The 24,736-nt window shown below is 53.3% G+C and carries 26 protein-coding genes; 11 read left to right on the top strand and 15 right to left on the bottom strand.

All coding sequences use genetic code 11. The features are described 5' to 3' along the window. Nucleotides 1–5 precede the first annotated feature (5 nt). The 4 genes from ACMZ66_RS18340 to petA all read right to left on the bottom strand — a co-directional run bounded on the left by ACMZ66_RS18340 (nt 6) and on the right by petA (nt 3,401). Complete coding sequence (locus ACMZ66_RS18340) at nt 6–638, bottom strand: LysE family translocator (protein ID WP_416939403.1); 633 nt, start codon at nt 636–638, stop codon at nt 6–8. 165 nt (nt 639–803) lie between these two features. Beyond that, complete coding sequence (locus ACMZ66_RS18335) at nt 804–1,577, bottom strand: cytochrome c1 (RefSeq protein WP_416939402.1); 774 nt, start codon at nt 1,575–1,577, stop codon at nt 804–806. Continuing rightward, nucleotides 1,570–2,841 carry a cytochrome b gene (locus ACMZ66_RS18330; protein WP_416939401.1) on the bottom strand — a complete coding sequence of 424 codons (1,272 nt, stop codon included), beginning with the start codon at nt 2,839–2,841 and terminating at the stop codon, nt 1,570–1,572. The genes ACMZ66_RS18335 and ACMZ66_RS18330 overlap by 8 nt, the downstream gene beginning before the upstream one ends. Before the next feature lie 8 nt (nt 2,842–2,849). After that, complete coding sequence (petA, locus tag ACMZ66_RS18325) at nt 2,850–3,401, bottom strand: ubiquinol-cytochrome c reductase iron-sulfur subunit (RefSeq protein ID WP_416939399.1); 552 nt, start codon at nt 3,399–3,401, stop codon at nt 2,850–2,852. Between the two features lie 441 nt (nt 3,402–3,842). Between petA and ACMZ66_RS18320 the strand changes: the two genes are divergently transcribed. Both ACMZ66_RS18320 and hemF read left to right on the top strand, forming a co-directional pair. Continuing rightward, nucleotides 3,843–4,316 (top strand): tRNA (cytidine(34)-2'-O)-methyltransferase, encoded by a 474-nt coding sequence (locus ACMZ66_RS18320; RefSeq protein WP_416939397.1) that lies wholly within the window; start codon nt 3,843–3,845, stop codon nt 4,314–4,316. Continuing rightward, a complete protein-coding gene (gene hemF, locus ACMZ66_RS18315; RefSeq protein WP_416939395.1) occupies nt 4,313–5,176 on the top strand; it encodes an oxygen-dependent coproporphyrinogen oxidase in 864 nt (287 codons plus the stop codon). The genes ACMZ66_RS18320 and hemF overlap by 4 nt, the downstream gene beginning before the upstream one ends. Nucleotides 5,177–5,224: 48 nt before the next feature. Here hemF and ACMZ66_RS18310 read toward each other — a convergent pair whose 3' ends face one another. After that, nucleotides 5,225–6,112, bottom strand: coding sequence for a choline sulfate utilization transcriptional regulator (locus ACMZ66_RS18310; protein WP_416939393.1), 888 nt, complete (start codon nt 6,110–6,112; stop codon nt 5,225–5,227). Between the two features lie 270 nt (nt 6,113–6,382). Between ACMZ66_RS18310 and betC the strand changes: the two genes are divergently transcribed. Together betC and ACMZ66_RS18300 are read left to right on the top strand one after the other, a co-directional pair. Continuing rightward, nucleotides 6,383–7,897, top strand: coding sequence for a choline-sulfatase (gene betC / locus ACMZ66_RS18305; RefSeq protein WP_416939392.1), 1,515 nt, complete (start codon nt 6,383–6,385; stop codon nt 7,895–7,897). Nucleotides 7,898–8,111: 214 nt separating this feature from the next. Next, nucleotides 8,112–9,740: a BCCT family transporter gene (locus ACMZ66_RS18300; RefSeq protein WP_416939390.1), complete on the top strand. Its 1,629-nt coding sequence runs from the start codon at nt 8,112–8,114 to the stop codon at nt 9,738–9,740. Nucleotides 9,741–9,912: 172 nt separating this feature from the next. Here the strand turns inward: ACMZ66_RS18300 and ACMZ66_RS18295 are convergent, their stop codons facing one another. Together ACMZ66_RS18295 and ACMZ66_RS18290 are read right to left on the bottom strand one after the other, a co-directional pair. Next, a complete protein-coding gene (locus ACMZ66_RS18295) occupies nt 9,913–10,563 on the bottom strand; it encodes a glutathione S-transferase family protein (RefSeq protein WP_416939388.1) in 651 nt (216 codons plus the stop codon). 123 nt (nt 10,564–10,686) lie between these two features. Beyond that, nucleotides 10,687–11,583: a branched-chain amino acid aminotransferase gene (locus tag ACMZ66_RS18290; RefSeq protein ID WP_416939386.1), complete on the bottom strand. Its 897-nt coding sequence runs from the start codon at nt 11,581–11,583 to the stop codon at nt 10,687–10,689. A gap of 113 nt (nt 11,584–11,696) precedes the next feature. Between ACMZ66_RS18290 and ACMZ66_RS18285 the strand changes: the two genes are divergently transcribed. The 3 genes from ACMZ66_RS18285 (at nt 11,697) to ACMZ66_RS18275 (ending at nt 14,539) form a co-directional block, all read left to right on the top strand. After that, nucleotides 11,697–12,212 (top strand): MarR family winged helix-turn-helix transcriptional regulator, encoded by a 516-nt coding sequence (locus ACMZ66_RS18285; RefSeq protein WP_416939384.1) that lies wholly within the window; start codon nt 11,697–11,699, stop codon nt 12,210–12,212. A gap of 197 nt (nt 12,213–12,409) precedes the next feature. Beyond that, complete coding sequence (locus tag ACMZ66_RS18280) at nt 12,410–13,138, top strand: response regulator (protein ID WP_416939382.1); 729 nt, start codon at nt 12,410–12,412, stop codon at nt 13,136–13,138. Between the two features lie 51 nt (nt 13,139–13,189). Further along, on the top strand, nt 13,190–14,539 hold the full coding sequence (locus ACMZ66_RS18275; protein ID WP_416939381.1) for an ATP-binding protein: 1,350 nt from the start codon (nt 13,190–13,192) through the stop codon (nt 14,537–14,539). Between the two features lie 61 nt (nt 14,540–14,600). On the opposite strand, the gene ACMZ66_RS18270 is transcribed toward ACMZ66_RS18275, so the two are convergent. Together ACMZ66_RS18270 and ACMZ66_RS18265 are read right to left on the bottom strand one after the other, a co-directional pair. Continuing rightward, nucleotides 14,601–15,296 carry a nitroreductase family protein gene (locus ACMZ66_RS18270; RefSeq protein WP_416939379.1) on the bottom strand — a complete coding sequence of 232 codons (696 nt, stop codon included), beginning with the start codon at nt 15,294–15,296 and terminating at the stop codon, nt 14,601–14,603. Between the two features lie 186 nt (nt 15,297–15,482). Continuing rightward, complete coding sequence (locus tag ACMZ66_RS18265) at nt 15,483–16,166, bottom strand: GntR family transcriptional regulator (RefSeq protein WP_416939378.1); 684 nt, start codon at nt 16,164–16,166, stop codon at nt 15,483–15,485. Nucleotides 16,167–16,471: 305 nt separating this feature from the next. On the opposite strand from ACMZ66_RS18265, the gene ACMZ66_RS18260 reads away from it, so the two are divergent. After that, nucleotides 16,472–17,248 carry a ferredoxin--NADP reductase gene (locus tag ACMZ66_RS18260; RefSeq protein ID WP_416939376.1) on the top strand — a complete coding sequence of 259 codons (777 nt, stop codon included), beginning with the start codon at nt 16,472–16,474 and terminating at the stop codon, nt 17,246–17,248. A 72-nt stretch (nt 17,249–17,320) separates the two neighbouring features. Here the strand turns inward: ACMZ66_RS18260 and ACMZ66_RS18255 are convergent, their stop codons facing one another. The 6 genes from ACMZ66_RS18255 to ACMZ66_RS18230 form a co-directional block, all read right to left on the bottom strand. Next, nucleotides 17,321–17,668: a tRNA-binding protein gene (locus ACMZ66_RS18255; RefSeq protein WP_416939374.1), complete on the bottom strand. Its 348-nt coding sequence runs from the start codon at nt 17,666–17,668 to the stop codon at nt 17,321–17,323. A 163-nt stretch (nt 17,669–17,831) separates the two neighbouring features. Beyond that, nucleotides 17,832–18,284 (bottom strand): phasin family protein, encoded by a 453-nt coding sequence (locus tag ACMZ66_RS18250; protein WP_416939372.1) that lies wholly within the window; start codon nt 18,282–18,284, stop codon nt 17,832–17,834. A gap of 200 nt (nt 18,285–18,484) precedes the next feature. Beyond that, nucleotides 18,485–19,201, bottom strand: coding sequence for a TetR family transcriptional regulator (locus ACMZ66_RS18245; protein WP_416939370.1), 717 nt, complete (start codon nt 19,199–19,201; stop codon nt 18,485–18,487). Nucleotides 19,202–19,235: 34 nt separating this feature from the next. Beyond that, the gene (gene proC / locus ACMZ66_RS18240; RefSeq protein WP_416939368.1) at nt 19,236–20,051 is read right to left on the bottom strand and encodes a pyrroline-5-carboxylate reductase; all 816 of its coding nucleotides are present in this window, start codon (nt 20,049–20,051) and stop codon (nt 19,236–19,238) included. A gap of 363 nt (nt 20,052–20,414) precedes the next feature. Next, entirely contained in the window at nt 20,415–20,921 is a 507-nt protein-coding gene (locus tag ACMZ66_RS18235; RefSeq protein ID WP_416939366.1) for a YbjN domain-containing protein, read from the bottom strand. Between the two features lie 205 nt (nt 20,922–21,126). Further along, nucleotides 21,127–21,441: an accessory factor UbiK family protein gene (locus ACMZ66_RS18230; protein ID WP_416939364.1), complete on the bottom strand. Its 315-nt coding sequence runs from the start codon at nt 21,439–21,441 to the stop codon at nt 21,127–21,129. Between the two features lie 208 nt (nt 21,442–21,649). Between ACMZ66_RS18230 and rfaD the strand changes: the two genes are divergently transcribed. The 3 genes from rfaD (at nt 21,650) to ACMZ66_RS18215 (ending at nt 24,727) form a co-directional block, all read left to right on the top strand. Next, nucleotides 21,650–22,636, top strand: a complete 987-nt coding sequence (rfaD, locus tag ACMZ66_RS18225) for an ADP-glyceromanno-heptose 6-epimerase (RefSeq protein WP_416939362.1) — start codon at nt 21,650–21,652, stop codon at nt 22,634–22,636. A gap of 124 nt (nt 22,637–22,760) precedes the next feature. After that, on the top strand, nt 22,761–23,597 hold the full coding sequence (gene lgt, locus ACMZ66_RS18220) for a prolipoprotein diacylglyceryl transferase (protein ID WP_416939516.1): 837 nt from the start codon (nt 22,761–22,763) through the stop codon (nt 23,595–23,597). A 2-nt stretch (nt 23,598–23,599) separates the two neighbouring features. Then, a complete protein-coding gene (locus ACMZ66_RS18215; RefSeq protein WP_416939514.1) occupies nt 23,600–24,727 on the top strand; it encodes a class I SAM-dependent methyltransferase in 1,128 nt (375 codons plus the stop codon). The last annotated feature ends 9 nt before the right edge of the window (nt 24,728–24,736 follow it).

Genomic DNA, 24,736 nt, shown 5'->3' with positions numbered 1-24,736 from the left:
ATGGCTTAGCGCGCCGAGGCGGCAAGACCAATCCCGAAGCTGACAAAGATACTGCCGGAAATGCGCTGGAACCATTTCTTGCCATTGCCGATCAGGAAGCGGCGTGAACGCGCGGCAAACAGCGAATATCCCATGATCGATGAAAACGACATGATGATGAATGTCGTATCCATAATGGCAAACTGCGTTGCCAGCGGTTTGGTATGGTCAATGAAAAGCGGGAAGAGTGCGGTGAAAAAGGCGATGGCCTTTGGATTGCTCGCCGATACGATCAAACCCTGCGCATAAAGGCGAAGCGGACTGGGCCGACGGGTCGGGGCAACTGCTGCCCCGATGTCATTTGTGCCTGCCACACGGCTTTCACGCCAGAACATGATACCAAGCCAGATCAAGTAGGCGGCACCGACATAATGGATGATCGAAAACAACAGACCCGATGTCATGATCAGAGCTCCCAGCCCCAATGCGGACAAAAGCCCCATCAGACCGGTACCAGTGACACAGCCAAGTGCACCCAGAAATGATGCGCGAATGTCAAAGCGGATGCTGTTGGTGATGCCCAGCATGATTGCAGGACCAGGGGTGAGGGTTGATATCAGAACGGCAAGGAAATAAAGGGCGAATTCATCAAGTGTCATGGGGGCGCGCTTCAATTGGTTCATGGGGCGGTGGAGCAACTGCCACCATAGAAATCCAAGCCAAGTATTTGGTCAATCAGCAAAAACGCGTGACACATCTGCAAAACTAAACAGGCCACCGAAATTCGGTGGCCTGTTTGAAAGATCGTACGAAGATGCCCGAACTTAGTGTTCGATATCCCGCCAGATTTTACGTTTCACCGCGTAAAGCATCGCGGTCAGAACGATCAGGAACAGGATCACCTTGATGCCCAGTGCTTTACGGGCTTCAAGTTCCGGCTGTGCCGTCCAGTTCAGGAAGGCAACAACGTCACGTGAATGCTGTTCCAAAGTCATCGGGGTACCATCGCCATATTCAACCGCTTCATCATAAAGCGGCGGTGCCATGGAGATCTGATGACCCGGGAAATAATCGTTGTAGTATTTCCCATCTGACAGGTCGAAGCCTTCAGGTGCTTCTTCCTGGTAGCCGGTCAGAAGGCCGAATACATAATCCGGACCAGCAACACGGGCCTTGTTGATCAGCGAAAGGTCCGGCGGAATTGCCCCACCGTTCGAAGTAGCCGCAGCTTTTTCGTTCGGGAAGGGTGACGGGAAGTAATCAGACGGCTTGCCCGGACGGGTGAACATGTCACCGTCATCGTTCGGACCGTCTTCAATGTCATATTCCGCAGCAATCGCTTTGATCTGGTCTTCGTTAAATCCAATGCCTTCAAGGTTACGGAAGGCAATGAACCGCAGGCTGTGACAGCCCGCACAAACGTTTTTATAGACCTGGAAGCCACGCTGAAGCTGTGCACGGTCATAGGTGCCGAAAATACCACCCCAGCTCCATTCCTGTGCTGCAGGCTTTGGCGTATCGCCAGCAGCCTGTGCACCACCAGTGAATGCGGTTACCGCGAAGGCGGCGGCAATTGCGGTCAGTGCTAACTTACGCATTTGCACCCTCCTTCAAAACAGATTCGCTGATGCTTGCCGGAAGCGGTTTTGTCCGTTCCATTTTTCCAACCAATGGCATGACCACAAGGAAGTGCGCGAAGTAGTACAGCGTTGAAAGCTGACCCATCACGATAACCTTCAGGCCAGGGATACCCATGAAGTAGTCATCCGGTGCCTTCGCCCCGCAATAGCCGAGGACGAAGGTGTCGATGACGAACAGCCAGAAGAACCATTTGTAAACCGGACGGAACTTCGAGCTGCGAACCTTGGAGGTATCAAGCCACGGAATAACGAACAGGATCACGATCGATGCAAACATCGCCAGGACGCCAAGCAGTTTTGCCGGAATGCCGAAGATGGTGAAGTCGATCGAACGCAGGATCGCGTAGAACGGCAGGAAGTACCATTCCGGAACGATGTGCGGCGGGGTGACCAGCGGGTTCGCCGGGATGTAGTTATCCGGGTGACCAAGATAATCCGGTGCGAAGAAGACAAACGCACAGAAGAAGATCAGGAACACGCCCAGACCGAACAGATCCTTGATCGTGTAGTACGGATGGAACGGAATGCTGTCCTGCGGGGTTTTGATTTCAACGCCGGTCGGGTTGTTCGAACGTACGCTATGCAGTGCCCAGACATGCAGGACAACAAGGCCCAGAATGACGAACGGCATCAGATAGTGCAGCGAGAAGAACCGGTTCAGCGTCGGGTTATCAACCGAGAAACCACCCCAGAGCCAGGTCACCAGCGGATCGCCAATGATCGGGAAAGCAGAGAACAGGTTGGTAATAACCGTTGCACCCCAGAAGGACATCTGGCCCCACGGCAGGACATAGCCCATGAACGCGGTTGCCATCATAGCCAGCAGGATCAGGATACCAATCCACCAAAGCACCTCACGCGGGGCTTTGTATGACCCGTAATACAGGCCACGGAAAATATGAATGAACACGCAGATGAAGAACATCGATGCGCCGTTCATGTGGATATAACGGATCAGCCAGCCATAGTTCACATCACGCATGATGCGCTCGACCGAATCAAACGCCATATCGGTATGCGGGGTGTAGTTCATCACCAGGAAGATCCCGGTGAGAATCATCGTCACCAGAACGAAACCAGCCAGCGAACCGAAGTTCCACATGTAAGACAGGTTTTTCGGGGTCGGATATTCGTATGCGGAGTGGTGCAGCATGGAGATAACCGGAAGACGGTCATCGACCCATTTCACCACTTTATTATTCCAGACAGGTGCGCTCATCATACAGCTCCTTAGCCGATCCGGACGGATGTGTCGGTGAGGAAGGTGTAGGTCGGCACCTCAAGGTTCTTCGGCGCAGGACCACGGCGGATACGGCCCGACGTATCATAGTGCGAGCCATGGCACGGACAGTACCAGCCATCATAATCACCACGGGCTTCACCCGTAGCGGTGCCCATCGGGATGCAGCCCAGGTGGGTACATACACCGACAACAATCAGCCACTCTTTCTTTTCGACACGCGCGTCGTCGGCTTGCGGATCGACGAGTTCATTCAATGCGACGTCGTTGGCCTCATTGATTTCGCGCTCGGTACGATGGCGGATAAAGACAGGTTTGCCTCGCCACATGACCTTTACTGCCTGACCAACCGGGATGTTGGCCAGATTAACCTCAACCGAGGCAAGTGCGAGAACGTCCTTGGACGGGTTCATGCTGTCCACGAACGGCAACAACGCACAACCGACGCCAACTGCGCCGACTGCTGTGGTCGCCATGGTCAGGAAATCCCTGCGGTTCTCGTCCGGCTGATGTTCGCCGGAGGAATGCACCGTTTGCGACATAATTTATCCCTCTTTCTGCCCCCAAAACAGGCATGCGGAATGCCCAAACCAAGACTTAAGCCATTCATGTTTGACTTCCCTTGATGAAAATCAAACTTCCTGACTCCAAAAGCCTTTAGGCCTGTTTGAGGGTCCGTATACTAACAAAAATTGGGTTTGTTAAGGAGAACTTGGAGTTGCAATTTGTTTGCATTCAATAAGATCAATTGGTTTTGCAGTGCACAAATTGGTAAAACCTAGCGTATTTGCAGGTATAGCGCCCTTTATCAACCAATGGGTTGCGGCTCTGGCTTTTCTTATTCCAAATAAGTCTAATAGGGCTATTAACGGGTAATTATATGTCTTTTGCGAACTGATTCGACATCGCGTCGCTAACGATTCTAAAAAGGCGTCCCAACGCGTTGCGAATTGCGCGATCCAAAGCCACCATGAGAAACCCCGATGAGAATTTGTTTGTTTGAACCCGACATCCCGCAAAATACCGGCACAATCCTGCGGATGGCGGCCTGTTTCGGGGTGCCGGTTGATATTATCGAACCGTGTGGATTTCTGCTGACATCTGCGGCGCTTAAACGGGCCGGGATGGATTATCTTGGCAAGGCTGATTATATACGCCATGCCGATTGGCGTGGCTTTGTCGAAGCGCGGCAAAATAGCACGGTGCCCGGTCGTCTGGTTTTGCTGACGACAAAGGGGGCTGAGCCATATTGTGATTTCGAATTTCGGCCTGACGATATCTTGATGTTGGGATCGGAAAGCAGAGGTGTTCCTGAGCAGGTGCACAATTATGTTGATGCACGTGTCGTGATCCCGATGCAGCCGGAAATGCGTTCGCTTAACGTTGCCATGGCAACAGCAATGACACTGGGCGAAGCGCTCAGACAGACCAACAGCTTTCCAAAGAGGGTGGAATGACCAGCACAGATGAAAAACTGATCGAAACGCGCAAAGAAACGGCCAAGGCATGGTTCCGTCAGCTGCGCGACGAAATCTGTGCAAAGTTCGAAGCACTCGAAGACAGCTATTCCGGTCCGCTTTCCGATCGCCCGGCTGGCCGGTTTGAACGCACCACCTGGGAGCGAGGCACTAACGAAGGCGGCGGCGAGATGTCGGTCATGAAGGGCCGCGTCTTTGAAAAGGTCGGTGTGAACATCTCGACTGTACATGGCGAATTTTCCGAAAAGTTCCGCAAGGAAATCCCGGGTGCGGATGAAAATCCGAATTTCTGGGCCGCAGGCATTTCACTGGTCGCACATCCATGCTCGCCACATGTGCCAGCGGTCCATATGAATACGCGCCATATCGTGACGACCAAGGCATGGTTTGGCGGTGGTGCTGACCTGACCCCGGTCTTCGCGCAGGAAAAAGACACGGCTGACTTCCATGGTGCTTTGAAATCGGTCTGTGATGCGCATGGCGATGATTATTATGACCGCTTCAAAAAGTGGTGTGACGAGTATTTCTGGCTGCCGCACCGCAATGAGCAGCGTGGTGTAGGCGGGATTTTCTATGACTATCTAGAAGCCGATTGGGAAAAGGATTTTGCCTTTACCAAGGATGTAGGCATGGCGTTTCGTGACATTTATCCCAAACTGGTTGAACGCCATTACAACAAGGCGTGGAGTGACGACGAACGTCGTGCCCAGCTGATCAAGCGCGGCCGCTATGTCGAATTCAACCTGCTTCATGACCGGGGTACGCGCTTTGGCCTAATGACCGGGGGCAATACCGAAGCCATCCTAATGTCACTGCCGCCAGAAGCAAATTGGCCATAACACCAAGCAAAACGCCCGCCTGAGAAAATCTGGCGGGCGTTTTTGTTTTCAGGTCTCGTTGATCAGCCAATCAAGAAGCTTTGATGTCGTGCTGCTTGCCGACGGGCTTGGTACCAGCCAATAACCGCAATCATCGCGCTTAACTTCCGGGCCGACAGCGACAAGGCTTCCTTGTGCCAGATGATGGTCAACCAATCCAAGCCACCCCAATGCCACACCCTGTTCGGCCAAAGCCGCCTGAATAACAAAGCCATAGGTGTTGAGGCCAAGATCGCCTTGGGCCGGTTTGCGTTTCACCCCGTGATCGGCAAGCCATGTGGTCCAAGTCACCCAGCGTGACTTGCCAGTGACTTCCAGATGTAACAGGGGTGTATTGGCAAATTGTTCCGGACTGTCGAACGGGCCGTAACGTTCAAGAAATCCCGGTGTGCAAACCGGCACGACCCGTTCGGGAATCAGAAGCTGCGCGTGATCGGGGAAGTCTTCCTTTGCGCCAAACAGCATGGCCGCATCGGTATCTCGTTCAAGCGCGTCATCAAGGCCTTGGGATGCGACGATATGGACTTCGGCCTCTGGATGCAGGCGCCGAAAATCGGTCACACGCGGCATCAACCATAATGCGGCAAAGCCAAAATCGGTGAAAATCCGAATGGCGGGAACTTGTGTGCTCCGCCTGGTTTCCGCAACCGCCTTGTCAATGCCATCGACCCCGGCCTGCACCGCCTGAAACAGTATCTCACCGGCTTCGGTCAGTTTGCTGCCACCTTGTGATCTGTGCAGCAGGGGTGTGCCGACCTGCTCCTCTACCCGCTTGATCTGATAGGTCACGGCGGGTTGGGTCAGGCCAAGCTCGGTCGCTGCACGGGTCAGGCTGCCCAGCCTGCCAACAGCTTCGAATGTTCTGAGCCAGCCAATGTCGAGTGCGCGGTGTGACATAAAAAATCTTTATGTTCGTGATTAAAAAACAGCGGGTTTCGAATGATTATGATTTGTGGATTTAATGGGAGACAGATGGCCAACGTCAAGTGGAATGAAGACGCAGTCTTAAATCATGGGCGTGACGATGACGCGAAAACGGTTATTGAGCCTTGGCATCTCCGCTTCGAGCGATTGGCAAATGCATTCAGGCAGGCTGCCGCAAATTCAATGCCGCATCAGAAATGCGGACAATGGGCAGCCTGAAGCGATTTAGGAGTAAACCTGTTCATGACGGCCCCGAATATTTTGATCCTGATGGCAGACCAGTTGAACGGGACATTTTTCCCCGATGGTCCGGCCGATTTTTTACATGCCCCTCATCTTAAGGCGCTGGCAGAACGTTCTGCGCGGTTCCGCAATTGCTATACGGCGTCGCCACTTTGTGCACCGGGTCGTGCATCCTTCATGGCTGGTCAATTGCCCAACCGCACACGTGTTTACGATAACGCAGCAGAGTTTTGTTCAGACATTCCGACCTATGCGCATCATTTGCGCCGTGCGGGCTATTACACTTGTCTTTCGGGCAAGATGCACTTTGTTGGTCCCGATCAGCTGCACGGGTTTGAAGAACGCCTGACCACCGATATTTACCCGGCCGATTTTGGCTGGACGCCGGATTATCGTAAACCGGGCGAACGTATTGACTGGTGGTATCACAATCTTGGTTCCGTCACCGGTGCCGGTGTGGCCGAGATTTCCAATCAGATGGAATATGATGACGAGGTCGCCTATCACGCGACCAGCAAGCTTTATGATCTGTCGCGCGGGCATGATGAACGCCCCTGGTGCCTGACGGTCAGCTTTACACATCCCCATGACCCTTATGTCGCGCGCAAGAAGTTCTGGGACCTTTATGAAGATTGCCCGGAACTTGAGCCCGAGATTGAAAGCTTTGCCTTTGAGGATCAGGACCCGCATTCCCAGCGCCTGATGAAGGCCAGTGACTACACGGCCTTTGATATCACCAAGGAAGATGTCCGCAAGTCTCGGCAGGCCTATTTCGCCAATATCTCCTATATCGATGACAAGATCGGTCAGATCATGGATGTGCTTGAACGCACCCGTCAGGCTGACAACACCATCGTCATCTTTGTGTCCGATCACGGCGACATGCTGGGCGAACGGGGCATGTGGTTTAAAATGAGCTTCTTTGAAGGATCAGCACGCGTCCCTTTGATGATGGCGGGACCGAACATCAAACCGGGGCTTTATACCGATCCGGTCTCAAGCCTTGATGTCACGCCAACCGTTGCCGACCTTGCCGGTATTTCCATGGCCGATGTGCAGCCATGGACGGATGGTACATCGCTTTGTTCGATACTCGATGGCAACAAACGCGAAGAGCCGGTTCTGATGGAATATGCCGCCGAAGGATCCTATGCGCCGTTGGTCTGTATCCGCGAAGGCAAATGGAAATATGTCTTCTGCGATCTCGATCCGGAACAGCTGTTTGACCTTGAAGCCGATCCACATGAGCTCACCAACCTTGCAGGTGATCCTGCCTATGCCGATCAGTTGGAAGACTTCCGCGCCAAACGTGCCAAGCGTTGGGATATGGCGGCCTTTGATGGGGCAGTGCGCGAAAGTCAGGCACGACGCTGGATCGTTTACGAATCACTTCGCAACGGGTCCTACTTCCCGTGGGATTATCAGCCGCTGCAAAAGGCATCAGAGCGCTATATGCGCAATCACATGGACCTGAACGAGGTTGAGGAAAAGCAGCGCTTCCCGCGTGGGGAGTAATGCTCAGTGGTGGCCAGCTCAGTGGGACGGGCTGGCCATCACGCAACGTTTGCCGTGCTCATGAATTCGCCCTGCATAAGCCGCCTCGCAGTCCGGATCGGGTACGGACTGCATTTTTGATCATTTCATGTTCGGGAGATCCCCGACGCTGATCAGGGGCATACACAACGAAAAGTTGGATACCCGAAACAGTGAGGTAAGCATGAATGACAAAATGAAGGTGGGGCCCCTTGGCCCGTTCCCTCGTGTCAGCAAGCCGGTGTTTTCGATATCGGCATTGCTGATACTGGGGTTCATTATATTTGGTGCGTTCTTTACCGAAACAGCCGGTGCGCTGTTCTCGTCCGCACAATCGATTATTGGCAACTACTTTGGATGGTTTCTGATCATCGTTGCCAACCTGGCCGTGGTAGTCAGTCTTTATCTTGCGATTGGTCCATATGGCCGGGTGCGACTTGGCCGTCAGACAGACAAGCCGGAATACGGTCTGTTTTCCTGGACGGCGATGCTGTTTAGCGCCGGCATCGGGATCGGGTTGCTGTATTGGGGCGTTGCCGAGCCGCTATATCACTATTTCGCACCACCCATGGCCGAACCTGAAAGCGTTGCAGCCGCTGAACAGGCGATGACGATTTCGTTCCTGCACTGGGGCATTCATGGTTGGGCGCTTTATTGCATCGTCGGCTTGTCCCTTGCCTATTTCCACTATCGCAAAGGTTTGCCGCTTTCGATACGCTCGGCACTCTATCCAATCATCGGTGAACGGATTTATGGCACATGGGGCCATGTGGTCGATATTCTGGCCGTGTTCGGCACAATGTTTGGCATTGTCACGACCCTTGGTCTTGGTGTGATGCAGATCAGCTCGGGCCTGAACTCGTTGTTTGGTATTGCTGATACGCTCGTCGTTCAGCTTATCCTGATTGCCATCATTACCATGTTTGCCACCATTTCGGTTATGGCCGGACTTGACGGCGGCATCAAGCGCATCAGTAACCTCAATATCCAGCTGAGCTTTGTGCTGCTGGGGTTTGTCCTGATCTTTGGTCCGACCCTGTTTGTTCTCGACAGCTTTGTTGAAAACGTCGGCAACTATATCAGCAATCTGGTCTATTTCAGTTTCTGGTCTGAGGCATATACCGACACCAACTGGCAGACCGGCTGGACGATTTTCTATTGGGCCTGGTGGATTTCCTGGTCACCGTTTGTTGGCATCTTCATCGCCCGTATTTCGCGCGGCCGTACCGTGCGGGAATTCACGCTGGGCGTGCTTTTCATTCCGGTCTTTATTCTGTTCTTCTGGTTCACCGCTTTTGGCGGGGCAGCTATTCATATGGAGATGCTGGGTAATCCGGGATTGATCGAGGCCACCAAGGCCAGCTATGGCGGCGCAATCTTCAAGTTGCTTGAATTCATGCCGTTGACCAAGTTCGTCTCAACCGTTGTCATCGTCATGATCGTCATCTGGTTTGTGACGTCCTCAGACAGTGGCTCGTTTGTTATCGACATGCTGACCGCTGGCGGTGATGCCGACCCGCCCCGTATTCAGCGCCTGTTCTGGGCAACGACCGAAGGCATTATTGCTGCCGTTCTTTTGGTAGCAGGCGGGCTATCGGCGTTGCAAGCCGCAGCCGTGGTGGCGGGCTTCCCGTTCGCGGCCGTCATCCTTGTAATGATGTATGGGCTGCTGCGTGGTCTTGGTCGTGATTCGCTTGTGCTGTACCGCTACAAGCAGTGGTATGAGACCGAACATGAAGCTGATCACAACCTGCCAGATGCCTACGTGGATGAAACCGAACTGCCCGATGTTCATCCGGGGCCGGTTCCGGCACAGGCTGAATAACCTGACGGTACTTTGATTTTGTAACGTACGGACCGCCCAATGTGTTTTGGGCGGTCCGTTTCGTTTGCGATGACATGAAGCAGCAGATGCCATCAGGGATTAGTCTGATGAATGAAAGCCCGCGATTCTTGAGTTGTGCGGCCTGAAGGTGGCTGATTTCTAGGGTTTCGGATCAGTCGTGTGTTTCACCGGAGAACCGTGTTGCGGTCATGGAAGGGCGCGCGCAGAAATCCTCATACCATTTTGTCAGGGTCGGACGACCGGTCTTGAAATCGACCAGATCACGGAAAGCAATCCATTCCAGTCCGGTGGCAAGGGCGATATGGCCGATTGTTACGGGCGTTTTTGGATCGAGGTTGCCTTCAAGGTAATCGAATGTCTCGACCAGCTTGGACTTCTGCCCGGCAGCAAGCGGCGGATAGCGTAGCTCTTCCGGGCGGCGTTCGGTTTCCCAGCGATACAAAACACCCGCATCACACATGCCTTGCGCAAGGGCATGAAGGCGCAGCGCATGCAGCCGTCTTGGCAACTTGTGCGGGATCAGTTTGCGGCCTTTGTGAAGGCGGTCCAGATAGTCGCAAATCACCAGTAAATCATAAAGTGTCAGGCCATCCGGCAAAACCAGAACCGGGACTTTGCCAAGCGGGTTGGCCGCAAAAATCGCATCATTGCGGTTGGTTGGGCTGGTTTCGTGATGGACGACCTCTATCCGGTCACGCAGGCCTGCCTCAATTGCAAAGACAAGTGCTTTGCGGGCAAAGGGCGAGTGCGTTTGATATAGAAGCGTATGGTCAGCTTGGGGCGTTGATTGGGGCTTGGGCATGATGGTGGCTCATGGTTGGGGCGAAAATAATCATGCAGATCAAACGCATGCCCCGGCTAATCGCGCAATAAAAAACCCGCTCTGATCAGAGCGGGTTTTGAATTTGGCAGGCAGAAGGTCGGGTTACTCGGCAGCAACAGCTGCCTTCTCACCGCGAACAAGTGCCATGTAATCTTCCATCATGGTCTTGCAGACCTGACCCGGGGTGAAGGTGTACTGACCGATTTCAGCAACCGGAGTAACTTCAGCAGCGGTACCGGTCAGGAAGCATTCCTCAAACCCGGCCATTTCTTCTGGCATGATCGCACGTTCGATGACGTCATAGCCGCGTGCCTTGGCAAGGCCGATGACGGTGCGGCGCGTAATACCATCGAGGAAGCAATCAGGCTTCGGCGTATGGATCTGACCGTCCTTGATGAAGAAGACGTTTGCGCCAGTCGCTTCGGCAACCTGACCACGGTAATCGAGCATCAGGGCATCAGCATAACCTTTGCGCTCTGCTTCGTGCTTGGACAGCGTGCAGATCATGTAAAGGCCCGCTGCCTTTGCATTGGTCGGTGCGGTGTTCGGTGCCGGACGTGCCCATTTGGACAGATCAAGACGAATGCCCTTCAGGCGCTCTTCCGGCTTGAAGTAGCTTGGCCATTCCCAGCAGGCAATCGCGACATTGATGCGCGTGGTCTGGGCGGAAACGCCCATCATTTCACTGCCGCGCCATGCAATGCGACGGATATAGCCATCGGTGATGTTGTTGGCAGCCAGGGTTTCAACAACAGCGTCATCAAGCTCGGCAGCGCTGTATGGAATTTTCATATCCAGGATTTCACCAGACTTGATCAGGCGTTCGCCATGCTCAGCCAGCTTGAAAACCTTGCCATTATAAGAACGTTCGCCTTCAAAAACCGCACTACCATAATGGACAGCATGGCTTAGCACGTGCAAAGTGCTTTCACGCCAAGGTTTTAGTTCGCCATTATACCAGATAAAACCGTCACGGTTGTCGAAGGTCGAAGTCGTCATTTGCCAAATTCCATTTCAAAAACGTTCCCGGACGTAACTTTATGTCCTTATTTGTCTGGTCGAAGTAACATTCATAGATTAATATGTCAACAAAACTGACATAACGGATAAGCATGGCAGATATCTCTACACGCAAGGTCAACCCGCTTTTCCTGCGGGAAGAAGAGCTTAGGCAGGGCATTGAATTACTGTTCTATGCCTATCGTGATTTCACGGCAGTCGCCGATCAGATGCTTGAGCAATATAATTTCGGCCGGGCCCATCACCGGGTCATTTATTTCGTAAGCCGCAACCCCGGCATTACCGTCAGTGACCTGTTGTCGATTCTCAAGATCACCAAGCAATCCCTGTCACGTGTTTTGGGCCAATTGGTCCGCGAAGGCTTTATCGAACAAAAGACCGGTCTGCAGGATCGTCGTCAGCGTTTGCTGACCCTGACTGATAAGGGCGAAGCGCTTGAGCGTGAGCTGACCGAAAAGCAGCGCGCCTTGATTGCCGCGGCCTACCGCGAAGCCGGTGCGGAATCGGTTGAAGGTTTTCGTAAGGTCATGCTGGGCATGCTTGAAGAAGAAGACCGCAAACGGTTTGAGGATGATGGCCCGTCCGGTGTTCGGCGGCGTGCAAGCTGATCATTGGAACCAATTGCGTTCGGTTTGATCAAGCGCGCCTGCTTTTGCTTTCCAATTTTCGCCGCAAAGTGAACGGTAAATGATGGGTGACGCCGATGTTGGCGTTGCCGTCCTTATGGTTGCTTACGGTTTTGAAACACTTATCGCCCAGATTAGTGCGCTTAAGGCCAAATTGATTTTCGTGTTGGGGGATTTTCATGACCGGTGCTGATCAGCCACATATTCTTGTGGTCGATGATGATGACCGTTTGCGTGATTTGCTGACCCGTTATCTGGGTGAGAACGGCTTTAATGTGTCTGCGGCACGCGATGCGCTTGAAGCCCGCGCAAGCCTTGCCGGACTTCAATTTGATCTGATTGTGCTTGATGTGTTGATGCCCGGCGAAAAGGGTGTCGATCTTGCGCGCAGCCTGCGCGAAGAGGGGGCAAAGGTGCCCATCCTTCTTTTGACGGCACTTTCAGAAACCGAAGACCGAATTGCTGGTCTTGAGGCCGGTGTAGATGATTACCTTGCCAAACCGTTTGAACCGCGCGAGTTGGTCTTGCGGATCGAGGCGATCCTGCGTCGTTATGGCGAGTTGCCCGAGGTTGCGTCCGACGAAGTTGTGGTTGCCGAAAGCAATGCCGTGTCGTTTGGTCAGTTCCGCTTTGATAGTGCCAAAATGATCCTGCAACGAGGTGATGAGCATATCTATCTGACAACAGCAGAACAGGCATTGCTGGCAGCGCTGGTCAAACGTCGTGGACAGACAACATCACGCGAAGAGCTGCATGGCATGATTAGCGGGAATGCAGTTGATCCGGCGGCGTCACGTAGCATTGATGTGCAGGTTACGCGCCTGCGCCGCAAATTTGAAGAAGACCCTAAACAACCAAGATACTTGCAGACGGTACGTGGTCGGGGCTATGTCCTTTATACAGACTGAGTTTCATGATCGGGGTATCCCGGCAATGGATAGTGAACAGGAATAGGCAGCGTGGGTAGCGAACAAAACGGCTGGTTCAAATCATGGATGCCGACGGGGCTTTTGGGCCGGTCGCTTCTGATCCTGATGACGCCAATGCTTCTGTTGCAGATCGTCACTGTTCTGATCTTCTTCGAGCGGCATTGGGATACAGTTGCCCGCCAGCTGAGCCGTGGCTTGGCCGGTGATGTGGCCTATGTCATTGATTATCTTGGCCAGTTCCCGGATGAAGAACATTATCAATGGATCCAGCATTCGGCACGGGGCCGCATGCAGCTTGATATCGTGTTCGAGCCAAATGAAATCCTTGAACAGCAAGTGATCGAACCACCCCTTGGGCTGGTGTCCGAGGAGCTTTATGTTGCGCTCAATGAACGCCTGCAGCGCCCGTTCTATTTCGACATGGATCTGGATGACCGCAATCTGGAAATCCGGGTTCAACTTAAGGAAGGCGTTCTGTCGATCGTTGCACCGCGCAAGCGTTTGTATAACTCGACGACCTATATCTTCTTTATGTGGATCGCTGGTTCGGCATTGATCCTGTACGGGGTTGCTGTGATCTTCATGCGCAATCAGGTGCGCCCGATCCGTCGTCTTGCCAAGGCTGCTGATCAGTTTGGCCGCGGTGTGAATGTTGATAGCTTCAAGCCCGAAGGGGCAGCCGAAGTGCGCCTTGCGGCAAGCTCATTCATGTCGATGCGGGATCGTATCGGGCGACATCTGTCACAGCGCACAGCGCTTTTGGCGGGCGTGTCACATGATTTGCGCACACCGTTGACGCGCATGAAGCTTGAGCTTGCTATGCAGCAATCATCACCCGGTGTCGATGCGCTGAAGCAAGACGTGATTGATATGGAACGCATGGTCGATGCCTATCTGGCGTTCGCGCGCGGGGAAGAAGGCGAAAAAGCTGTTCCGACCGATATTGGCAAGCTCCTGACCGATCAGGTTGGCGAAGCACTGCGTGATGGTCAGCAGATTGATCTTCATATCGAAGACAGCCTTGAGATGGAATTGCGCCCGCAATCGCTGCGCCGTTGTGTGTCAAACATCATGTCCAATGCGGGGCGCTATGCCAATAACCTCTCGGTCCGGGCAGGCCGCCGCGGGCATGATTACGAGATCGTCTTTGATGATGATGGTCCGGGCATTCCGGCCGATAAGCGCGAAGAGGTGTTCAAGCCGTTTTACCGTCTTGAAGAGTTGCGCAATCAGGCGACCGGTGGTGTCGGCCTTGGCATGACCATCGCGCGTGATTTGCGCGTGGGCATGGCGGTGATGTTCATCTTGAAGATGCGCCGGGCGGTGGTCTGCGTGTGCGTCTGGTTCTGCCGATCGGGCATTAATCAAAACCAAATCTGACAAAAAAGCCCCGCGCGATGCGGGGCTTTCTTTTTGGTGGTGCGAGGTTGGGGCGGATTTCTCAGAAGAAGGTCGCGATTTCCGAAAGATCCTTTTTCTCGGTCGCATGGGCCGGGATGGTGGCATCTGATGCCGGGTAGCCGGTCACAAGAAGAATATAGGGCTTGTTGTGGTCGGGGCGGCCACAGATGTCGGTCAGGAAGCTCATCGGATTTGGCGTGTGGGTTAGGGTCGCAAGACCTGCGCGATGCAGGGCGGCAATCAAGAAGCCCGTCGCAATCGAAACGGATTCCGGCACGTAATAATTCTTGCGAAGCTTGCCGTCCGCAGACGCGCTTTTACGTTCACCAAAAATGCAAATCAGCCAGGGTGCGGTTTCAAGGAACGGTTTGCTGTCATCCGTTCCAAGGGGCTTGAGTGCTTCAAGCCATTCTTCGCCTGCGCGTCCTTCGTAGAAGGCGCGTTCTTCTTCTTCGGCGGCATCGCGGATTTTCTTTTTCATTGCCGGATCGCCAATCACCGAGAAATGCCATGGCTGATGGTTCGCGCCATTCGGCGCAGTCCCCGCAGCCCGAATACAGGTTTCAATAATGTCACGCGGCACGGGGCGATCAGAAAACTCGCGTACGGTGTGGCGTGTTTTGATCTCATCATAGAAGGCCTGCGCACGGGCGCGCATTTCGGCGACGTCATATTCCTGATAGTCGGGCAGGGGAATGGGCAGGAATTCGGTGGTGAGTTCTTTTGGGGCAGACATGGCGCTTCCTGATAGGTTTGTTATGTTAAATTGTCAGACAATCCTACGAGTTAAATTGAAGCTGGGCAAGTGGGAAATTGCGGGCTTGTGGTTTGAGGTAGAGAAGGGAGGCGCATTTCTTTGCGAGGTTGGCGGTGTCGCAAGGAGCCTAAGGGGATTGCGTAGCACGGAAATCTTGCTTGCCGGTTAGCCCGAACTGTTATCGGCGAAGTGATCGTCGGACAGGGCTTGAACCATCTGACGGGATTGATCGACATGATCGATCATGATGGCTTCAGCCAGTTTGGCGTCATTTGAACGCACGGCATCAACAATTGCGCGGTGGGCGGCATTGGTGCCAAGAACCTTTTCATCCGCGACCAGAACGCGGAATTGCAGCCAATAGACATTATTGGCAATCCGGCGCAGCTGTTCGCAAAGAAGCGCGTTTCGGCTGGTCTCGGGAAACAGCATGTGGAAGGCAAGGTTTTCGCGCGACATGGCGTTCAGATCGCGATGGGACTCGGCCACATCGAGGGCGGTCTGAATATCTTCCAGCGGTTTGATGGCGCCAGCCAGGAAAGGTGTTGCCAATCTTACGGCCAGGCCTTCCAGTGCGCCGCGCACCGCAAACAGGTCATCCACTTCGCGGCGGGTCATGTGACGAACACTGACGCCGCGATAGGGTTGGGATAGCAACAAGCCGTCCGAGCTGAGTTGACGGAAAGCCTCGCGCACTGACGGGCGGCTGACACGGAGTTTCTTGGCGAAATCAACTTCTGTCAGGCGCTGACCCGGTGCCAGCCGACCTTCGCGGATCGCGTTCGTGATCGCATCAGCAATCTGCTGAACGGTCAGGCTCTCAGACGTTTCGGCATTTGTTTGCGTCATATATCACCGGATTGAGATGTATCATTGTATGGCGGCGAAGCACCGTATATCACCCTGATAGAATAACTTGCCAAGCAGGTGTGATCTGCCTACTGTGCCTGATTGTCAGACAATATTCTACATTTAATTTGTATGGATTTGTGTAAATTACACAAAATGACAAGAAATATGGATTGTTTTCTTGCGATATACGTTTGATTGATGTTAAATCGCGCCAACTTGGCATGGATTGTGTGCCGGGATATATATCCGTGTTTCCCGCCACGGTTCCAACACAGACAGACGAAACGGATTGATGTAGCGTTATGGCCAGCAATTTAAATGAAGAAACAGTCACTTATGTCCATCACTGGACTGACACTCTCTTCACGTTCAAAACCACCCGTGATCCGGGCTTCCGATTCATCAATGGTCAGTTCGCAATGATCGGACTCGAAGTCGAAGGCAAGCCGCTTCTGCGCGCCTATTCGATGGTGAGTGCCAATTACGACGAAGAACTTGAATTCTTCTCGATCAAGGTGCCGAACGGCCCGCTGACCTCGCGTTTGCAGCATGTGAAAGTAGGCGACAAGATCCTTGTCGGTCGTAAACCGACCGGTACGCTTATTCATGACAACCTGCTGCCGGGCAAGAACCTGTGGCTGCTGTCGACCGGTACCGGTCTGGCACCGTTCATGAGCGTGATCCGCGATTACGAAACCTATGAGCGTTACGAGAAAGTCATTCTTGTTCATGGTTGCCGCGAAGTCCGCGAACTGGCGTATCAGGAATTCATTCACAGCGAGCTGCCGAACAACGAATTCTTCGGCGAAGATGTTCAGAACAAGCTTCTGTACTATCCGACCGTGACCCGTGAAGAGTTCAAAAACCAGGGCCGCATCACCGAGCTGATGAAGTCTGGCAAGATCTATGAGGATCTTGGCCTGCCGCAGCCGTCGCTGGAAAATGATCGCTTCATGCTGTGCGGTAACCCGGAAATGATTGCTGACACCCGCCAGATGCTGGTCGAATGGGGTGGCAAAGAAGGCAACATGAACGAGCCGGGCCACTTCGTGATCGAAAAGGCCTTCGTCGAAAAGTAATCGGCGAAACCAAGGCATTCAAGAGGGCGCAGTCAGATGGCTGCGCCCTTTTTGTTTGTCAAAACCAGATGCCTAAAACAGGCGTGCCCCATTGGGCACATCCTGATCCGGGCGGATCAAAACGATGCCCTTATCATCTTCGCCATCGGGGAAGCCAAGGCAGAGGAATTCGGACATGAATGGCCCTACCTGTTTTTTGGGGAAATTGACCACGCCTGCGATCTGACGGCCGATTAGCTTTGCGGGGTCGTAATATTTGGTGATCTGAGCCGATGTTTTCTTGGTGCCAAGTTCAGGACCAAAATCCACCCAAAGCTTAAGCGCCGGGCGGCGGGCTTCGGGGAATTCCTGTGCGTCGATTACGGTGCCGACGCGGATATCAACTTTTAGAAAATCATCAAAACTGATTTCGTCGCTCATGGCTGTCTCCTTGTTATGAGATCAGCTTATCGCGCGCATGTCTGGCTGATAAGTCCAAAGCCGGGCAGGCGACGAAATCCGGAGTTTGGGCACAAAAGAAAATGGCAGGACCATAAAGGCCCTGCCATCGAGTAGATTACGGGAAGTGATCAGCTAGAAGCTGTTACTTCGCAGCTGCGCTCTTTTCGATAGCAGCTTTGAACTCATCAAGAGATTCGGTAAAGCGAGCCTGCAGAAGAGTAAGAGCTTCTTCCTGAGACTTGGTTACCAGACCAGACAGTTCCTTGGCGTTCGAAAGTGCTTCTTCGTATGCAGCTTTCGCGGCTTCGGTCTGCTTAGCAGCCGTTGCCATCGGATCGTCAGCGGTAGTAGCAGCGAAATCTTTGCCCTGGGTCTGAACTTTATCCAGCAGCGTTTTGAAGATTTCGCTCTGACGCTGAGCGACAGCCTGGAAACCGTCGAAGGCTACCTTGTTGGCTTTGGTGAGGGCTTCCACGTTTTTACGCTGGAAAGCCATCATTTCGTTCACGTCAACACCCGGAATTTTGAAATCCGCGGTGAATTTGGTGAAGTCGAGGTCAAAGAACGGGTTGGTTGCCTTTTTTGCGGCGGTCATGGTTTGCACTCCATCAACAATTTGCAACAGGTGTGGAATGAGGCGCTATTGTGCGCCGCACAAATTCAACTGCAATATGCCGGAATGGATGATTGTCGTCAAGGGTTATTTTGCACTGCACAAAAAATTTAAGGTTAATGTTTTGTGTCCATAGTATAACCTTGGGTAGGGTTGTGGAAATCTTGATCCAGAACAGATGGTTAGCTGTTTTCTGCTGCTGGCTTGCCCGTTGAGCCGCCTGCATCAATATCGGGGCTTTCAACATCTGATGTCGATTTTTTTGTCGAGAATCGACGACAGGTCGAAGAAATTTTTCCGCACAGGCGCGATGCTTTTACCAGTCCCTTTTCAACCTTTCCATCCCAATCTGCCGCACGTGAAAGTTCACGATCAAGCAGCGCCATGGTCGGCGAAAAGTCATTGGTCTCGTCATCAAGCCATTGGCGAAACGCCTTGGCATAAACGCCAACAAGCCCCGCAACCCGAAGGCTGCCATGAAGGCCTGCAGTTTGAAAACCAGCCGCCTCAAGCATCCAGCGCATTGATCCGAAGTGGGTTTTGATCGCACGCAAAGAATTGGTCGGACCCATTCCACCATGATCGGCAATGATGGATTTCAGGGCCGGGCGGTATTCCGAAAGCGCATCAAAGCGTGCCATGATCACCGCGATCAGGCGGTCATGACCGGGTTCGCTGAAATCTTCGTCATCAAGGTCGGCCAGAACTTCGCGGTCGATCTGTTTGACGAACCGGCGAAGGATATCGCCCTTGCCACTGCAATGGTCAAAGCAATCGGCAACGGATAGGCCAGCTTCCTGGGCGATATCGATCATGGTGACGTCATGCCATGGTTTCTCGGCCGCCAGTTTCATGGTGGCCTTGATCAGGGCGTTTGGGACATCCTTTTTGGATGGCATGACTGTCTCCATCAATGGTGGGGAACTGTTGGGTTTATCCGGCCAGTTCCACTGAACGTTTACGGGCAGCTTCGATCGCGCGCGTCATCAATTCCGGAAGACCGGTTTTCTGATCCATCAAAACATCAAGGGCGGCTGCCGTTGTACCGCCGGGGCTTGTAACATTCTGGCGCAAGGTCGCAGCGGTTTCTTCGCTGGCATCAAGAAGGAAGCCTGCACCTACAACGGTCTGACGTGCCAGAAGCATTGCCTGATCTGCCGGAAGGCCTGCAGTCTCGCCGGCCTGTGCCATCGCTTCAACCAAATGGAAGATGTAAGCCGGGCCACTTCCCGAAAGGGCGGTGACTGCATCCATCAGGCCTTCATCTTCGACCCAGGAAACCAGACCCACTGTCTTAAGCAGGGTTTCACACATGTCGCGCTGTGCGATGCTGACATTATCGGTCGGGCACATCACGGTCATGCCCCGCGATACGGCCGCCGGGGTATTTGGCATGGCGCGAACAATGCGCGCGGTTTCGCCAAGGTGACTTGCAAAGAACTCGATGGTTTTACCTGCGGCAACCGAAAGGAATACGGTCTCGGCACGGGCAAGCGGCTTATAGGCGTCAATCACATCGGGCAGGACTTGTGGTTTGACTGCAAACAGAACAACCTGCGGAATGAAGTCTTCTGGAATATCGGCAACATTGGTAACGCCATTGACGCCATAGCTTGTCTCAAGCTTCTCGGCGGCTTCGGCCTGTTCAACGATATAGACATTGGCTGCCTTAAGACCCTGAGCAAGCCAGCCTTCGAGCATGGCGCTTCCCATCTTGCCACAGCCGACCAGCAAAAGACGCGTATTCATAAATTCTGCTCCGCTTTAACCATCGGGTTCTGTCGATTTTTGTATGATCAACAGTCTTGATGTAATGCCGTAGCCATCTTCTCAAGGTGGGTCAAGTCGCGCGATAGGGCAAGGGTGTGCTTTGAAACACCGGGTGAAATCACACCGCAATCCGATCACGTTGACTTTGGCTGTCAGGATGATATCGGGCGGAGTTTTGTTTTGTCGACCCATCCCGATCCATATATATCGCGGGATTTATGTTGTCTGGTGCAAATCTGCCGCAGTCTGAAAAAAACTGCCCAAAAACAATAAAGGACGGCGATTATGCCGTCCTTGATATGCATCTGCAGAAGTTCTGCCTGCGAATGATGTGCTGTTGGCTTATGCCTGACCAGCGGGTTCAAGCATCGCATGGGTCAATGCTTCGTCGGGTGATTTGCCCTGACCCAGAACGAAGTTGAAAGCCGGGAAGAAGCGTTCGCATTCGGAAATGGCGATATCGATCAGTTCTTCGAACTGTTCGACCATCGGCGGAACGTCTCCCCCGAACAGAAGGGTATGACGGAACAGCGGCATGTTTTCTTCAAGCCACAATCCGAAATGACCAATCCAGAGCTGTTCATTGCATTTGGCAACCAGCTCATAGATGCGCGGGCGCAGGGGTTCTGGCACGAACAGGTCAAAGCAGCATGCGATATGCAATGCTTCAGCATCATCACGCCAGGTGAAATAGACGAGATAGGTGCACCAATGGGCGGGGATCTCGACCACCACCTCGTCGGTGCTGCGTCGTTCCACGTGCCATTGGTTGGTGCGGGCGATATCCTCGACAAGCAGCAACGGGTTTTCGTCGCCCATGTCTCCGATATCTTCCAGTTGGTCGTCCATATATTACCCAGCCTGTTTAAGCATGTGCGAAAGGGCGCGCACTATATGCCGGTGCCCGCCGTCTTTCAACCGTCCCGCAACGCAGGACTGCAATGAATTTTGGATAACCGCCGTGTTACCCGTCCTGATCGACCTTTCAGCGATCCTGTTTGTGACGGTTAACGAGGGTCGTGACCCTATCCCTTATGTGGGGATTATTTGGCGCTTAGGAGTCCTTTTTCGCAGCAGTTTTTGCTGTGGTGCGCTTTGCGGCCGGTTTTGCGGTCGCATCTGCTGCTTCAAGACGCTTTTCCAGATCAGCAATTTTCGCTTCAAGCGCGTCAATGCGTTCGGCCGCGCGAATGGCGACATCATGAACGACATCGAATTCTTCGCGGGTTACCAGATCCATATTCATCAGGATTTTTTCAAACTGCTGACGAACGATGGCATCAACTTCGCCTTTGACGCCCGTCATGGTGCCCAGTGCCGAATTGGTCACGCGGGTAAGGTCATCAAGGATGCGGTTGTTGATTTGCATAATGGTCTCCGGCTTTCTGGATCAAGGTGTTGCGCATAATATGGTCGCTTTGGCCCATAGAGCAAGCTGATCGTCATCTGATCTTCTTCTTGCGGGCTGTCGTGACGATATCGTTATTTTGCTTTGCTTTTCTTGCTCCAGATCAGGGGCGGTCCTATAAAGTGACGATAAATTTTGATCATCGGGTTTGACCCGCCAGGAGAATGCAATGCTTATCGTCACCGGTGGCGCCGGATTTATCGGTTCCAATATTGTCGCGGCCCTTGAAGAACGTGGTGAAACCGACATCGTTGTGGTCGATCGTCTGCGTGATGGCATCAAATGGAAAAACATCGCCAAGCGTAACCTGCGCGACATTATCCATCCCGACGAACTTCCGGCCTTTCTTGAAAAGCATTCCGGTGATGTTGATGCGATTTTCCATATGGGCGCGATTTCCGCGACCACGGAAACCGATGCTGACAAGATCGTTGCCAATAACCTGAAACTGACGACCTGGCTTTGGGAATGGTGTTCGCGCCATTCAGCACGTCTGATCTATGCGTCTTCGGCGGCGACCTATGGGGATGGCAAGCAGGGCTTTGATGACAGCTTTGACGAAGCTGACATGGCAAAGCTCGCACCGCTGAATGCCTATGGCTGGTCCAAGCATGCGACCGATCGTCGTTTCCGCCGCATTCTTGATCAGAACGGCTTCCGTCCGAAACAGTTCGCGGGTCTGAAGTTCTTTAACGTCTATGGCCCGAATGAATATCATAAGGGCGGTATGCGCTCGGTTGTCTCGCAGCTGTTTGACAAGCTGTCTGCTGGTGAAACGGCGACCCTGTTTAAATCGCACCATCCCGATTACGAAGATGGCGGTCAGCTGCGTGATTTCGTCTGGGTTGGCGATGTCGTCGATATCATCATGTGGCTTTATGACAATCCGCAGGTCAGCGATCTTTTCAATATTGGCACAGGCAATGCACGCAGCTTCAAGGACCTTGCAATTGCGGTCTTTAACGCGATGGGTAAGGAGCCAGTGATCAATTACATCCCGACCCCAGAAGCCATCCGCGACAAGTATCAGTACTTCACCGAAGCCAACATGACCAAGCTGCGCAAGGCTGGTTACACGACCGAGATGACCTCGCTTGAAGAAGGTGTCCGTCTTTATATTCAGGACTATCTCGCGACCGAGGATGCCTTCCGCTAAGGATAAATGGGGCAGTTATCGGGGTAAGGTGGTGCGTATTGCCAACTTGCCATGATGCTGCCCATATCCTTTGCGACTTGGACAGGACCCAAGAATTTAACCACCCTGCTGATGCGGAGTTTTCCTGATGCTGAGCCTTGCCTTTCCGGCGATAGACCCGATTGCGATTTCCATCGGCCCGATTGCTATTCGCTGGTATGCGCTGGCTTATATTGCCGGTCTGCTTTTGGGCTGGAAATACGTCGTTTATTACTGCACCAAAACCCCAAACATCATGAGCAAACGTGATGTCGATGATCTTCTATTTTGGGCAACGCTTGGTGTGATCCTTGGCGGGCGGTTGGGTTATATCCTGTTTTACAATCTGGATTATTACCTCGATAACCCGGCCAATATCCTTAAGGTTTGGCAGGGCGGGATGGCCTTCCATGGCGGGTTCATGGGCGTGATCGTTGCGATCATTTTGTTTGCGCGCAAACGCGGGATTTCAACACTCGCGGTACTGGACGCAGCAGCCGTGGCAACCCCGATTGGTCTGTTTTTTGGGCGCATTGCCAACTTCATCAATGGCGAGCTGTTTGGTCGCACGACCGATGTCGCATGGGGTGTTGTGTTTCCCAACGGTGGGCCGCTGCCGCGCCATCCAAGTCAGCTTTATGAAGCCATCCTTGAAGGCTTGATCCTGTTTATCGTTATGTTTGTTATGTCGCGAAACGCCTATATTCGCCATCGCCCGGGTATTCTCGGTGGCACCTTTGTTGCCGGTTATGGCATTTCGCGCATCATTGTCGAATTCTTCCGTGAACCGGATGCGCAGCTGGGCTTTCTTGCCGGTGGTGCGACCATGGGACAGCTTCTGTCGATCCCGATGGTGTTGTTCGGGATTGGCTGCATTGTCTATGCGATGAAACGCAATCCGATTGAAACCCGCGTTCACCCCAAAGAGGCCGAAGCCGCGTGACGATGACGCCTGATACCGATAGCCCGCTTCTAACCCATATCAAACGGCGGATTTCCATGTCCGGGCCGATCAGCATCGCCGATTTCATGAGCGAAGCCTTGGCCCATCCCCAACATGGTTATTACCGTAAACAGGACCCGTTTGGCCGTGCCGGTGACTTCATCACCGCACCAGAAGTCAGCCAGATGTTTGGTGAACTGATCGGTCTGTGGGCGGCTGTGACCTGGCAGCAAATGGGCTGTCCGCCCAAGATGGATCTGATCGAAATGGGGCCGGGGCGCGGGACCCTGATGTCAGATGCGTTGCGTGCTGTGCGTAATGTGCCAGGATTTGGCGATGCGCTTACCGTGCGGTTTGTTGAAACCAGCCCGGTTTTGCGCACCCATCAGCAAACGGCGATCATGGCCTATGGCATTCCGGCCACTTGGCATGAGGCATTTGATGACATTCCGACACGTGCAAATGTGCCTGCCATTGTCATTGGCAACGAGTTCTTTGATGCTCTGCCGATCCGCCAGTTTGAGCGTGGCGATAACGGTTGGGTAGAACGGCTTGTCGGCATGGATGCCAATAGTGGCGAGCTTGGCTTTGTTCGTGGACGCGAAACGCCTGTGACCGATGCGCTTATTCCGGCAACCCTTCGCGGTTCGGCCAAGAAGGGTGACATCTTTGAAAGCTGCGCACCGGCAATCGCCATTGCCGATCAGGTCGCCCGCCGTCTGAATGAAACGGGTGGGGCTGCTTTATTCATCGATTATGGCCATCCAAGCAGCGCCTATGGCGATACGCTTCAGGCATTGAAAGGCCATGAATATCATCCGGTTCTGTCCGAGCCGGGCGATGCCGATATCACGGCCCATGTTGATTTCGCCGCCATCGCACGCGCCATGACCGAGGCCGGTGGACGAACCGGTGCGGTCCTGACGCAGGGCACGTTCCTTAAGATGCTGGGGATCGAACAACGCGCAGAACTTTTGAAAACCAGTGCGGACGAACATCAAGCAGCCGCAATTGATCAGGCATTGGCACGGTTGGTCGATGCTGATCAGATGGGAACGCTTTTTAAAGTTCTGATCGGCTATGGTCGCACAACAACACCGCCACCCTGCATCAGCGGCGTATCAGGATAACCCGGATCA

Source organism: Thalassospira sp. (genome assembly GCF_048059015.1).
Lineage (GTDB): Bacteria > Pseudomonadota > Alphaproteobacteria > Rhodospirillales > Thalassospiraceae > Thalassospira.
Note: the sequence above shows the minus strand (reverse complement) of the source record. Positions and strands in the feature narration are given on the sequence as shown.